This window comes from Micromonospora phytophila, from assembly GCF_023656545.1.
Taxonomy (GTDB): Bacteria; Actinomycetota; Actinomycetes; order Mycobacteriales; family Micromonosporaceae; genus Micromonospora; species Micromonospora phytophila.
The window spans coordinates 1-12,866 of record NZ_JAMOKF010000135.1; the positions used below are offsets into that span (position 1 = coordinate 1).

Annotated in this window: 9 protein-coding genes; 3 read left to right on the forward strand and 6 right to left on the reverse strand. The window is 74.5% G+C overall.

Going from position 1 to position 12,866, the window contains the following annotated elements; translation table 11 throughout:
* The 3 genes from NCC78_RS17170 to NCC78_RS17180 all read right to left on the reverse strand — a co-directional run.
* A partial coding sequence (locus NCC78_RS17170; RefSeq protein ID WP_250795606.1) for a transglutaminase TgpA family protein occupies nucleotides 1–2,285 on the reverse strand: 2,285 nt, incomplete at its 3' end.
* A 16-nt stretch (nucleotides 2,286–2,301) separates the two neighbouring features.
* Nucleotides 2,302–3,600 carry a DUF58 domain-containing protein gene (locus NCC78_RS17175; protein WP_250795607.1) on the reverse strand — a complete coding sequence of 433 codons (1,299 nt, stop codon included), beginning with the start codon at nucleotides 3,598–3,600 and terminating at the stop codon, nucleotides 2,302–2,304.
* Between the two features lies 1 nt (nucleotide 3,601).
* On the reverse strand, nucleotides 3,602–4,654 hold the full coding sequence (locus NCC78_RS17180) for an AAA family ATPase (protein ID WP_250795608.1): 1,053 nt from the start codon (nucleotides 4,652–4,654) through the stop codon (nucleotides 3,602–3,604).
* A gap of 586 nt (nucleotides 4,655–5,240) precedes the next feature.
* On the opposite strand from NCC78_RS17180, the gene leuS reads away from it, so the two are divergent.
* Entirely contained in the window at nucleotides 5,241–8,105 is a 2,865-nt protein-coding gene (gene leuS / locus NCC78_RS17185; protein ID WP_250795609.1) for a leucine--tRNA ligase, read from the forward strand.
* Nucleotides 8,106–8,259: 154 nt separating this feature from the next.
* Here leuS and NCC78_RS17190 read toward each other — a convergent pair whose 3' ends face one another.
* Nucleotides 8,260–9,099: an ABC transporter permease gene (locus tag NCC78_RS17190; protein WP_250795610.1), complete on the reverse strand. Its 840-nt coding sequence runs from the start codon at nucleotides 9,097–9,099 to the stop codon at nucleotides 8,260–8,262.
* Complete coding sequence (locus NCC78_RS17195; protein ID WP_372495148.1) at nucleotides 9,096–10,007, reverse strand: ABC transporter ATP-binding protein; 912 nt, start codon at nucleotides 10,005–10,007, stop codon at nucleotides 9,096–9,098. The genes NCC78_RS17190 and NCC78_RS17195 overlap by 4 nt, the downstream gene beginning before the upstream one ends.
* A gap of 132 nt (nucleotides 10,008–10,139) precedes the next feature.
* On the opposite strand from NCC78_RS17195, the gene NCC78_RS17200 reads away from it, so the two are divergent.
* Nucleotides 10,140–11,324, forward strand: coding sequence for a sensor histidine kinase (locus NCC78_RS17200; RefSeq protein ID WP_250795613.1), 1,185 nt, complete (start codon nucleotides 10,140–10,142; stop codon nucleotides 11,322–11,324).
* Entirely contained in the window at nucleotides 11,321–11,977 is a 657-nt protein-coding gene (locus tag NCC78_RS17205) for a response regulator (protein ID WP_250795614.1), read from the forward strand. The genes NCC78_RS17200 and NCC78_RS17205 overlap by 4 nt, the downstream gene beginning before the upstream one ends.
* Here the strand turns inward: NCC78_RS17205 and NCC78_RS17210 are convergent.
* On the reverse strand, nucleotides 11,961–12,866 hold a 906-nt coding region (locus NCC78_RS17210), incomplete at its 5' end, for a phosphotransferase (protein ID WP_250795615.1). The two genes, NCC78_RS17205 and NCC78_RS17210, sit on opposite strands and share 17 nt — an antisense overlap.

The window sequence follows — 12,866 nt, forward strand, 5'->3', positions numbered from 1 at the left end:
CGTACCGAGCGTAGGGCCGGCAGCAGTTGCTCCCCGGTGAGCGGGTCCCGCGCGTAGCGGGCGCGTTCCTCGGCGCGGCCGAGCAGCCGTACCGCCGTGGTCGCCTCGGCGTCGGCGGTGAGCGCCTCGCGGGACAGCCGTTCGGCGGTCGCGCGTGGCGTCTCCGTCCGGTCCACCGGCACCCGGTAGTCCACCAGCGTGTCGACCAGTTCGTCCCAGGCGGCGTGGGCGTCCGCCCGGGCCCGATCGGCGTCCGCCAGGACCACCATGCGCTGCCCGGCGGGGGCGTCGCCGGGCTCCGTCGGGTCCACCGCGGAGGCGGCCGGGGCCGCCGCCGCCGCGCCGCCGCGCCGCCGGCGCAGGGCCATCCGGCGCAGGGCCGGCAGGGCGAGCAGGACCAGCAGGAGCAGCGCCGCGCCGGCCGCCCACCACGGCCACATCGGTGCCTGCTCGGTCGGCGTGTCGGAACCGACGGCCAGGCCGGAGTCGGCGTCCTCCTCCGGCCCGTCCGGGCCCTGCGGGCCGGCCGACGGGTCGGTCGGCGCCGGGGTGTTCGCCGTGCCCGGCTCCGGCGCGGTCTCCTCCGGGGCGTCGGTGTCCGGGGCCCACGCCGACCGGGTGGAGCCCTGCACGCCGTAGGCCGGGGTGGCGTCGAACGGCACCCAGCCGATCTCGTCGAAGTAGACCTCGGTCCAGGCGTGCAGATTGCGGTTGGTCAGCGTGTACTGGCCACCGCCGGAGTTGCTGCCGTTGCTGAAGCCGAACGCCACCCGGGCGGGGATGCCGGCGGCCCGGACCAGCCACGCCATGGCGGCGGCGTACTGCTGGCAGAAGCCGACCTTGTTGGTGAGGAAGTCGACGATGTCCTGGCCGCTGGTGCCGCCCTTGGTGCTGAGCTGGTAGCTGAACCCGTTCTCCGAGGAGAAGTAGTCGTAGATCGCGCGGACCTTGTCGTACTCGGTGCGCTTGCCCCGCACCAGCGTGCGGACCAGCTCCTCCACCTGGGGAACGGCGGGCGTGGCGGTCTGCTGCCGCCGCAGCGTGTGGTCGGACGGGAGCGGCTGCGTCTGCCGCAGGGCCGCCGGGGTGTACGTGGAGCGCACGTACTCGAACGAGTAGCGCTTGTCGCGGGAGTTCTCCCGGTTGGAGAAGACGACCTGCAGGCTCGGGTCGTAGAACCAGTTGCCGTTCAGGTCCTCGGTGCGCACCGGTTCGGCGTAGACCGGCAGCAGCGGCATGGTGAGGTTCTTCGTCACCTCCACCGTGGCCTGGTACGTGGTCTGCTCGACCCCCTGCCGGGCCCGTTCGGACGGGTCCGGCAGGTCCCGGTTGACCGGCCGCCCGTTGGGGTTGCGCACCCGGAAGCCGTCCGACCGGAGCTCGTCGGCGACCCCGAAGCGCAGGTAGAACGGCTGCGGCTCGTTGGTGGTGACCTTGACCAGGTCCGCGACCTGGGACTGGTTGAGCTGCCCGCTGAGCGCGGCGAACAGGTCGATGCGCCCGGGTGAGCCGCCCTGGCCGGGACGTCCGGTGCCGTTGCCCGGGCCGCCGCCGACGGTGTCGAGCAGCCCGCCGGTCATCCCCGGCACGCCCAGCGGCAGCACCACGGCCAGCGCGACACCCACCGCCGCCAGCCGCCGGCCGGCGGCGGCCAGGGGAGAGGCCTCCCAGACGTCGACGTCCCGGCCGTCGCCGGTGAACCGCCGCCCGAACCGGCGAACCCGGTCGACGTTGTCGGTCACCAGCAGCCAGAGGTAGCCGGCGGCGCCGACCATGAACGGCACCGCCGGGACGCTGTCCACGTAGACCGCCACCGGCACCGAGTAGATGGCCAGCATCGGCAGGCCGGCCAGCGCCGGGCGGCGCAGGCCGACGGCGAGCACGTCGACCAACACGCCGACCCCGCCGATGCCGAGCACCGTGACGAACAGCAGCGGGTCGGTGTCGGGCACCTTGACGCCGTAGGAGCGCATGTCCTGCACCGAGGCGGCGAGCAGGTCGGCGAAGTGCCCGAAGGTGGCCGGGCCGGGCAGGACGGCGAGCAGCTCGCTGCCGCTCGGGAAGAGCCAGGTCAGGGCGAGGGTCAGGCCGGCCAGCATGGCGATCACCTGGCCCCACAGTGGAACCCGGCCAAGCCGGGCGAACGCGGCCACGGCGGTGACCACGGCGACCGCGATCGTCGCCTGGATCAGCCAGGTCCAGCGGTCGAAGATGGCCGACAGCGGCGCCGCGGCGAGCAGCGTCGCGGCCGCCGCCACGAAACCGAGGTTCCGGTGGGCGATCATGAGGGGAGCCTTCCGTTCATCGCATACCGCCGGCCACCGTCTCCGCCAGGGCCGCCCGCACGGCGAAGCCCTGCGATCCGCGCCCCGCCTGCGGCCACAGCATCGGCAACCGGGCGCCGTGGTCGACCCCGATCACCCGCCAGCCGCTCTGCAGCAGGGCCAGCGCGGCGGTGCCGTGGGCGTGGTCGGCCTCGGCCCGCGCCTTGGTGGGCAGGGTGAGCCAGGTGGAGCTGTCCAGCAGGAAACCGACGCAGGTGGCGCCGTTGCCCCGCAGCCCGGCCAGCAGCTCGGCCTCGGCGGTGCTCACCGATCCGAACAGGCCGATGATCAGACCACCGTCGGCCCGCTGCCGGACCCGCTGCACCAGCGTGGTCACCTCGACGTGCTTGTCGAGCCGGACCTGGGCGAGGTGGTCGAGGAGCAACCCGTCGCCGGCCGCCTCGGAGGCGTCGACGTCCACCCCGGAGCCGGTGACGAGGCGCAGCTTGTAGCCGGCCTGCCGCAGGTGCACCGCGATGCTCGCGGCGGCGGAGACCGCCCATTCGAAGGACGCCGTCGGCCCGTCACCCCGGTGGCCGTACGCGCGGGTGTCCAGCACGACGGTGGCCCGGCTCTCCCAGGGCTGCTCCTCCCGGCGCACCATCAGCTCGCCGGTGCGCGCGGTCGACTTCCAGTGCACCCGGCGCAGGTCGTCGCCCCGGCGGTACTCCCGGGTGGCGGCGTCGTCCTCGCCGTGCACCGCCACCGAGCGGGCCCGGCTGTCGCCGCTGCCGGCGTACTCCCCGGGCAGGCGCACCGCGGGCAGCGGGGTGACCTGGGGGATCACGGTCAGGTTGTCGGTGCTCGGGAAGGCGCGGCTCAGCTCGCACAACCCGAACGGGTCGGTCATCCGGACCACCAGCGGGCCCACCTCGTAGCGGCCGCGCACGTCCGCCCGGACCGTGTACGCCACCGAGCTGGCCTGGTGCGCGCCGAGCCGTTCCAGCACCACCCGGGGCCGGCTGCCCAGCGCGTACGGCAGCCGGTCCTCCAGCAGCAGGGTGCCGGTGGGCAGCCGGGACAGGTTCTGCAGCCGCAGCACCACCCGGGAACTGGCCCCGACCGGCACCCGGTGCGGGTCCAGTGACCGGTTGCAGGCCAGCTTGTAGCGGCTGCGCCCGACGTAGGCCGCGGCGAGCAGCGGCAGGATGGCCAGCAGCAGCGCCACCCGGAGCAGGTCCTTCTCGCCGAGGATGCCGGCCGAGATCCCCGCGGCGACCGCGGCCGCCAGGAACGAGCGGCCGCGGGTGGTCAGCCCTCGCAGCCCGTCGCGCACGTCACGGCCTCCGCGGCTCGTACGGCGCGCGCCCGTTGCCGGCGGCGGGCCGGGTGTCGTAGGGGGAGCGTTGGCGGTCGTGCGGCAGCGGCAGGCGGTGCACCAGCTCGGCGACGATCGCGTCGGTGGTGCGCCGGGCCAGCTGGGCGTCGGCGGTCGGGATGATCCGGTGGGCCAGCACCGGCACCGCGAGCACCTGGAGGTCGTCGGGGAGGACGTAGTCGCGCCCCTCCAGGGCGGCCACCGCGCGGGCGGTGCGCAGCAGCTGCAGGGTGGCCCGGGGGGAGGCGCCGAGGCGCAGGTCCGGCGCCTCGCGGGTGGCGGTGACCAGGTCGATCGCGTACTGCTTGACGGCGTCGGCGACGTGCACCTGCCGGACGTGGGAGATCAGCTGGCGGACGGTGTTGGCGTCGGAGACCGGCCGCAGCTCGTCCAGCGGGTCGGTGGCGCCGTGCCCGTCGAGCATGGCCAGCTCGGCGCTCGGGTCCGGGTAGCCCATCGCGATGCGGGCGGTGAACCGGTCGCGCTGCGCCTCGGGCAGCGGGTAGGTGCCCTCCATCTCGATCGGGTTCTGGGTGGCGATCACCATGAACGGCGTCTGGAGCTGGTAGGTGACACCGTCGACGGTGACCTGCCGCTCCTCCATGCACTCCAACAGCGCCGACTGGGTCTTCGGCGAGGCACGGTTGATCTCGTCGCCGACCACCAGGTTGGCGAAGACCGCGCCGGGGCGGAACTCGAAGTCGTGCGTCTCCTGGTTGTAGACGCTGACCCCGGTCACGTCGCTGGGCAGCAGATCGGGGGTGAACTGGATGCGGCGCACGGAGCAGTCGATCGAGCGGGCCAGCGCCTTGGCGAGCTTGGTCTTGCCGACCCCGGGGACGTCCTCGATGAGGAGGTGGCCCTCGGCGAGCAGGACGGCCAGGGCGAGCCGCACGGTGGCGGTCTTGCCCTCGATGACCTGCTCGATGTTCGTGACGATGGCTTCGCTGGCGGCGCGGAACTCGTCGTGCGGCAGCCGGCCGCCCACCTCGTCCCAGGTCTGTTGTGTCACGGGCCTCCTCCTCGTCGCCGGACGGCAGCTCTGTATAGAGCAGCTGGACCCGCCGTTGGGTTCGCGACGTCGAGCCTCGTCTGCCGCAGAAATCTCACTGGTCTCTCAGGCTAACCATGTTTCTCGCTGTCGCCGACCCCCGCAGGTAGACGGTCGGTTACGCCCCGAATATTCGTCAGGTCGGGGGATGTGACGGTCGCTGTCGGTGCCCGTCATGATCACAAAGGGCGCTCGGGGCGGCCCCGGCGGACGACGGCGCGCACCGCGCGTCCCGAGCGGTGGCAACGGGCGACGTGCGCGACCGGTCGGCGGGGTACACTCCCGGGCATGGCCGGAGTCTTCCTGCTTCTTACCGGGCCGTGCTGATGCGCTGACGCGCGACAGCACGGCGGCCCCTCCTGCGTGAGGGGCTTTTTTGTGCCCGCCGCCGGTGGATCCCGGCGGTCGGCACCGGCGCCCGGGCCAGCCGGCGCGGCGCCGACACCAGAGCAGGCCCCGATCCATACCGACATGACCGCGCCGAGCGAGGTCAGCATCCAGTCCGGCCGTGGCAGGCCGGCGGCGACGAGCGAAGCGAGGAGACGCCATGAGTGAGGCAGCCGCAGCGGCGACCGACATTCCCCCGTTCCGGTACACCGCGGCCCTGGCCGACGAGATCGAGAACCGCTGGCAGGACATCTGGGCGCGGGAGGGCACCTTCCACGCCCCGAACCCGACCGGCCCGCTGGCCGACCCCGGCCACCCCCGCGCCGGCGCGGAGAAGCTGTACGTGCTGGACATGTTCCCGTACCCGTCGGGCGCCGGCCTGCACGTCGGCCACCCGCTGGGCTACATCGGCACCGACTGCTTCGCCCGCTACCAGCGGATGGCCGGGCGCAACGTGCTGCACGCGATGGGCTTCGACGCGTTCGGCCTGCCCGCCGAGCAGTACGCGGTGCAGACCGGCACCCACCCGCGGACCACCACCGTGGCGAACATCGAGCGCTACAAGGCCCAGCTGCGCCGGCTGGGCCTGGCCCACGACGAGCGCCGCTCGGTGGCCACCATCGACACCGACTTCTACCGCTGGACCCAGTGGATCTTCCTGCAGATCTTCAACTCCTGGTACGACCCGGACGCCGGCAAGGCCCGTCCGGTCGCCGAGCTGATCGCCGAGTTCGAGGGCGGCAACCGCCCCACCCCGGGCGGCCGCCCCTGGGCCGAGCTGACCGTGGCGGAGCGCCGGCAGGTCGTCGACGACCACCGGCTGGCGTACGTCTCGCAGGCCCCGGTGAACTGGTGCCCGGGGCTGGGCACCGTGCTGGCCAACGAGGAGGTCACCGCCGACGGCCGCTCCGAGCGGGGCAACTTCCCGGTCTTCAAGCGCAACCTGAAGCAGTGGATGATGCGGATCACCGCGTACGGCGACCGGCTGCTGGACGACCTGGACACCCTGGACTGGCCGGAGCCGATCAAGCTGATGCAGCGCAACTGGATCGGCCGGTCGGTCGGTGCGCACATCGACTTCCGGGTCTCGGCCACGGGTTCCGGTGCCGCGGACGAGGCCCGCATCAGGGTCTTCACCACCCGGCCGGACACCATCTTCGGCGCCACCTACATGGTGCTGGCCCCCGAGCACGAGCTGGTCGACGCCCTGCTGCCGGCGGCCTGGCCCGAGGGGACCCGCGACGCGTGGACCGGCGGGCACGCCAGCCCGCGCGCGGCGGTCGAGGCCTACCGCAAGGCGGCGGCGGCCAAGACCGACGTGGAGCGGCAGGCCGAGACGAAGGAGAAGACCGGCGTCTTCGTCGGCGCGTACGCCACCAACCCGGTCACCGGCGGGCAGATCCCGATCTTCATCGCCGACTACGTGCTGGCCGGCTACGGCACCGGCGCGATCATGGCGGTGCCGGGCCAGGACGAGCGGGACTGGGCGTTCGCCGAGATCTTCGAGCTGCCGATCGTGCGGACCGTGCAGCCGTCGGAGGGCTTCGACGGCAAGGCGTACACCGGGGACGGCCCGGCGATCAACAGCGCCGCGCCCGAGCGCGGCCTGGACCTGAACGGCCTGGGGGTCGTCGACGCCAAGGCGGCGATCATCGAGTGGCTGGAGGCCAACGGGCACGGCGCGGGCGCGGTGACCTACCGGCTGCGCGACTGGCTGTTCTCCCGGCAGCGCTACTGGGGCGAGCCGTTCCCGATCGTGTACGACTCCACCGGCGCCGCGATCGCGCTGCCGGAGGAGATGCTGCCGGTCGAGCTGCCCGAGGTGGACGACTTCTCGCCGAAGACGTTCGACGCCGACGACGCCGACAGCAACCCGGAGACCCCGCTGTCGCGCCGGCGCGACTGGGTCGAGGTGGAGCTGGACCTGGGCGACGGGCCGAAGCGCTACACCCGGGAGACCAACGTGATGCCGCAGTGGGCCGGCTCCTGCTGGTACGAGCTGCGCTACCTGGACCCGACCAACTCCGAGCGCTTCGTCGACGCGGAGAACGAGCGCTACTGGATGGGCCCGCGCGGCGAGGGCGACTCCGGCGGCACCGACCTGTACGTCGGCGGCGCCGAGCACGCCGTGCTGCACCTGCTGTACGCCCGCTTCTGGCACAAGGTGCTGTACGACCTGGGTCACGTCTCGTCGATCGAGCCGTTCCGCAAGCTGTTCAACCAGGGCATGATCCAGGCGTACGCCTACACCGACGCCCGTGGCGCGTACGTGCCGGCCGACGAGGTGACCGAGCGCGAGGGCGGCTTCTACCTGGGCGACACCCAGGTCGTCCGCGAGTACGGCAAGATGGGCAAGTCGCTGAAGAACGTCGTGACGCCGGACGACATGTGCGCGGCGTACGGCGCGGACACGTTCCGGGTCTACGAGATGTCGATGGGCCCGCTGGAGGTGTCCCGCCCGTGGGAGACCCGGGCGGTGGTCGGGTCGTACCGGTTCCTGCAGCGGGTCTGGCGGACGATCGTCGACGAGCAGACCGGCGCGCTGCGGGTCACCGACGCCCCCGCCGACTCCGCGACCCGGCGGCTGCTGCACAAGGTGGTCGACGGGGTCCGCGGCGACATGGAGCAGATCCGGTTCAACACCGCGATCGCCAAGCTGATCGAGCTGACCAACGCGGTGACCCGGCTGTCGGAGACCCCGCGTGAGGTGGCCGAGCCGCTGGTGCTGATGCTGGCGCCGTTCGCTCCGCACGTGGCCGAGGAGCTGTGGCGCCACCTGGGCCACGAAGGCTCCCTGGCGTACGCCGACTTCCCGACCGCCGACCCGGCGCTGCTGGTGGCCGAGACGGTGACCTACCCGGTGCAGATCAACGGCAAGGTCCGCGGCCGGATCGAGGTGCCCGCCGACGCGGCCGAGGAGACCGTCCGCGCGGCGGCCCTGGAGGCGGTCGCGTCGTCCCTGGCCGGCAAGGAGCCCCGCAAGGTCATCGTGGTCAAGGGCCGGATGGTGTCGGTCGTCGCCTGACCCACCCGCACCCCGTCCCGCCGCCGCCCTCCGCACTGGAGCGCCGCGCCCGGGGAGGGCGCACTTTCCCGGAAAGAGTGGCCTCCCCGGGCGGGATGGCCACTCTTTCCGTGACGGTGCGCGGATCCCGGTCCCCGCCCCGGGCGGGGCGGGGTCAGGGGTCGCGGCGGTGGACCGCCAGGACGGTGACCAGGGCGGAGATCGCGGCCCAGGCGGCGTACGTGGTCCAGGCGCCGGAGATCGTCGCCGGGTGGGCGATGGTGATCCAGGGCGGGGGCTCGGAGATCTCGATCAGGCGCTGCCAGGCGGGCACCGGCATCGCGTGGCGGAGCAGCGCCGTCCACCGTTCGTCCTCGTCCACGGCGGTCGGCAGCAGGAGCAGCGCCGCCGCGGCGGCGACGATGGCGGGCGCGGTGTGCCGGACCAGGGCCGCGAACCCCATGCCGGCGAGCGCGCAGACCGGCACGAGCAGTCCCGAGGCGAGGATCCCGCGCAGCGCCCCGGGCTCGCCGACCGACATGCCGGCGTGCCGTGCGGAGAGGATCGCCTGGGACACGCCGAACGCCGTCGCCGCACCCAGCAGACCGAGGACGGTCATCACCCCGGCCACCACGATGATCTTCGCGCCGGTCACCGCCCGCCGGGCGGGCACGGCGGCGAAGGTGGTCCGGAGCAGGCCGGTGGCGTACTCGCCACCGACCGCGATCGCGCCGACGCTGCCGGCGGCGAGCACCACGAACATCTGCGCCTGCTGCGGGAAGGCGTCCCAGAGCGGGTTCAGCAGGGCCCGCTGCTCCGCGGACCACCTCGCCCAGTCCGCGTAGGTGGCGAGGGTGGCGTGGACGCTGAGTCCCACCGTCGAGAGCAGGATCAGCGCGAGGGAACCCCAGGTCGACCGGAGCGACCACAGCTTGATCCACTCGGCGGCGAGCAGGTCCCGGAACCGGGCCGGGACCTGCGGGGCGGACGGTCGGCGAAGCAGTCCGGCGGTCATCGGGCCTCCCCGGCGAGGTACTCGACGCTGGCGGCGGTCAGTTCCATGAAGGCCTCCTCCAGCGAGGCGGTGCGGGCGGTCAGCTCGTGCAGCGGAATCCGGTGGGCGAAGGCCAGGTCGCCGACCCGGGCGGCGGTCAGGCCGGTCACGGCGAGCGACCCGTCGTCCTCCGGCCGTACGGCGGCCCCCTCGGCGGTCAGCACGGCGGCCAGCCCGGCGGGGTCGGGCGTACGGACCACCACGCTGGTGCGGGTGCTTCGGGCGGCGAGATCGGCGAGGCTCTGCTCGGCGATCAGCCGGCCGCGGCCGATCACCACGAGCCGGTCGGCGCAGTGCTCCATCTCGCTCATCAGGTGGCTGGAGACAAAGACGGTGCGCCCCTCGCCGGCGAGCCGCCGGAACAGGCCACGCACCCAGCGCACCCCCTCCGGGTCCAGCCCGTTGAACGGCTCGTCGAAGAGCAGCACCGGCGGATCGCCGAGCAGCGCGGCGGCGATGCCGAGCCGTTGCCGCATGCCCAGTGAGAACCCGCCGATCCGGCGCCGGGCGGCGGCGGCCAGGCCCACCTCCCGCAGCACCTCCTCGACGCGGGCGCCGGCGATGCCGTTGCTCCGCGCCAGGGCCGCCAGGTGGGCCCGGGCGCTGCGCCCGCCGTGCACATCGCCGGCGTCGAGCAGCGCGCCGGCGTAGCGCAGCCCCCGGGGCCGGTCGGCGAACCGCACCCCGTCGACCGTGGCGGTGCCGCCGGTCGGTGTCGTGAGGCCGAGGATCATCCGGAGCGTGGTGGACTTGCCGGCGCCGTTGGGGCCGAGGAACCCGGTCACGTGGCCGGGCCGCACGGTGAGGGTGAGGTCGTCGACGGCCGTCGTGCGGCCGTACCGTTTCGTCAGGGCGGTCAGTTCGATCACCTGCCCCACGCTGCCGGGCCGCCGACCGTGGGTCGTCGCCCCGGCGGCCACAACGCGGGGCCGCCCACCCGCCCCGGGGGGTACGCCCGTGGGCCGATGCCCGGGCGGCGTCGCGCTGGCTACGGTGGGCCGATGGACGCCACCGTGCCCCGGCCGCGCGCCGCCCTGCCCGTCGTGCGGGCGGTCCTGGCCTGGGCGGGCGTGGCGGTCCTGCCGCTGCTCTGGGTCTACGCCTCGCAGGTCGCCACGAGCGGCGACGGCCTGGGCTTCGGCGACTGGTGGATCCCCCTGCGGTACACGGTGCCGGCGCTGGTCGTGGCCCTGCCCGCCGCCCTGCTGCCGCGCCGGCCGCTGACCGCCCTCGGCCTGATGCTCGCCGGGGCGACCCTGGCCAGCGGGACCGTGCACGGCGGTGACCCCGGATACCTGAACGACGTCTTCCACCTGCAGTTCCTCGCAGTCGACGTGGCGGTGGGGGTGCTCGCCGCGACCCGGCCCCGCCGGCTGTCGGCGCCCACGGCCGGGGTGGTGCTCGTGGTGCAGGTCGCCGCGAGCTTCCTCAACTCGGCCGAAAACCCGATCAGCCGCGCCACGCTCTCCGTGCTGGCCGTCGCCACCGCCTGGACGGTCGGCAACTCGGTCCGGGCGCGACGCCGCTACGCCGATGCCCTCCGGTCGCACGCCGCCGTCGAGGCGGTCACCGCCGAGCGGCTGCGCATCGCCCGCGAGCTGCACGACCTGGTCGCGCACAGCATCGGCGTGATCGCCATCCAGGCCGGGGTGGGCGCCCGGGTCATCGACACCCAGCCGGTCCAGGCCCGCAACGCGCTGGCGACCATCGAGGCGACCAGCCGGGACACCCTGGCCGGGCTCCGGCGGACGCTCGGCGCGCTGCGCCGCCCGGAGTCGGAGTCGGCCCCGCTCGATCCGCTGCCCGGCCTGGACGACCTGGACCGGCTGGTCGCCGCCGGGGCGGACGCCGGGGTGCGGGTGGAGGTGCGGCGGCGCGGGCAGCCACGGCCGGTGCCGGCCGACGTCGACCTCGCCGCGTACCGGATCGTGCAGGAGGCGCTCACCAACGTGGTCCGGCACGCCGGCACCCACGCGTGCCAGGTCACCGTGGAACACCGGCCCGACGAGGTGGCCGTGGAGGTCGTCGACGACGGCCGGGGCGGTCCGGTCGGGGGCGCGGGGCACGGCATCGTCGGGATGCGGGAACGGGTCGCCCTGCTCGGCGGCCAGTTCCGCGCCGGACCGCGCCCCGAGGGCGGCTTCCGGGTGGCCGCCCGGCTGCCGGTGCCGGGGGTGGACCGGTGACCGTCCGGGTGCTGCTCGTGGACGACCAGCCGCTGGTCCGCGCGGGCCTGCGGGTGCTCATCGCCGACGCCCCCGACATCGACGTCGTCGGCGAGGCCGGCACCGGCGCCGAGGCGGTGCGGCTGGCCCGCGACGTGGCGCCGGACGTGGTCCTGATGGACCTGCGGATGCCCGGCACCGACGGCATCCAGGCCACCCGCGCGATCACCGCGCAGGGCGGCCCGGCCCGCGTCCTCGTGCTCACCACCTTCGACGACGACGAGCACGTGCACGCCGCGCTGCGGGCCGGCGCGAGCGGCTTCCTGGTCAAGGACATGGCCCTCGACGACATCCTCGCGGCGATCCGGGTGGTCGCCGCGGGGGACGCGCTGATCGCCCCCGGGGTCACCCGCCGCCTGATCGCCGAGTTCGCCCGCCGGCCCGCGCCCGCCGTGCGCCCCCGGCTCCTGCCCGGGGTCACCGACCGGGAACGCGAGGTGCTCACCCTCGTCGGCCGGGGCCTGTCCAACGGCGAGATCGCGGCCCAGCTCGTGATCAGCGTGGCCACCGCCAAGGCGCACGTGGCCCGGCTGTTCACCAAGCTCGGGGCGCGGGACCGGGTGCACCTCGTCATCGCCGCCTACGAGGCCGGGCTGGTCACCCCGCCCGGTTGACCGGTCCGGCCAGCGCGGCCTCGACCCTGCGGCGGTGGGCGGCCAGCCAGTCGTGCCAGCCGCGGATCATCGGCGGGACCCCCGCCGCCCGGAGCCGGACCATCCCGGGATCGCCGGCATCGGCCCCGGCGGCGATGCCCCGCCAGGTGCCGTCGAGCTGGGTCAGCATGACGTCCACCAGCTCTGCCCGGTCCAGGGCGGGCCGTTCGTTCCGGTCGGGGGCGGCGGACCGCTCGGTCCGGTCCTGGCCGCCGAGGACTTCGCGGAGGAGGTCCTCCGGGGCGGCCGGGTCGGGACCATGGTCGGGGCCGGGATCGGGGACGGCAGCGTCGTAGGCGTCGCAGAGCAGCCGGCAGCGCCGGCCCAGCTCCACCGGGTCCGCGTCCGGGCCCAGCCGCGCCCAGTGCCAGGCGGCGAAGGCGACGTCCTCGACGCGCCGGCCCGGCCCGGCCAAATCCCAGTCGAGGAACGCCGCCGGCAGCGGCCCGGCGGGGGAGTCGCGGTACACCGTGTTCTTCGGCGACAGGTCGCGGTGGCAGACCGTCTCGGCGTCCCCGGCCAGCGCGGTGCCGGCGCAGGCGTCGTGCAGCCGCCGGATCAGCGCGGCCAGCCGGGTCAGCGCCGGGTCGGCGCTGAACGCCGGGTCCTCCCGGTCCCGCCAGGGCACCCGGCCGTCGAGGTGGCTGAGCACCTGCCGGCCCCGCTCGTCGACGCCGAGGTGCCGGGGCGCCAGGTCCGCCCCCACCCGCTCCAGGTGTCGCAGCAGCGCGGCGACGAAGTCGAGGTCGGCCGGAGGGGTACGCCGTACCGTGTCGCCGACGCGGACCACCTCGGCGATGAAGCCTCCGGGCAGCCGCTCCTCGGCGGGCCGCCCGGGGGACGCGTCGGG

Excerpts from the sequence above, each read along its gene's own strand:
- NCC78_RS17200 (WP_250795613.1), top strand. The coding sequence starts at position 10,140 with ATGGACGCCACCGTGCCCCGGCCGCGCGCCGCCCTGCCCGTCGTGCGG.
- NCC78_RS17190 (WP_250795610.1), bottom strand. The coding sequence starts at position 9,099 with ATGACCGCCGGACTGCTTCGCCGACCGTCCGCCCCGCAGGTCCCGGCC.
- leuS (WP_250795609.1), top strand. The coding sequence starts at position 5,241 with ATGAGTGAGGCAGCCGCAGCGGCGACCGACATTCCCCCGTTCCGGTAC.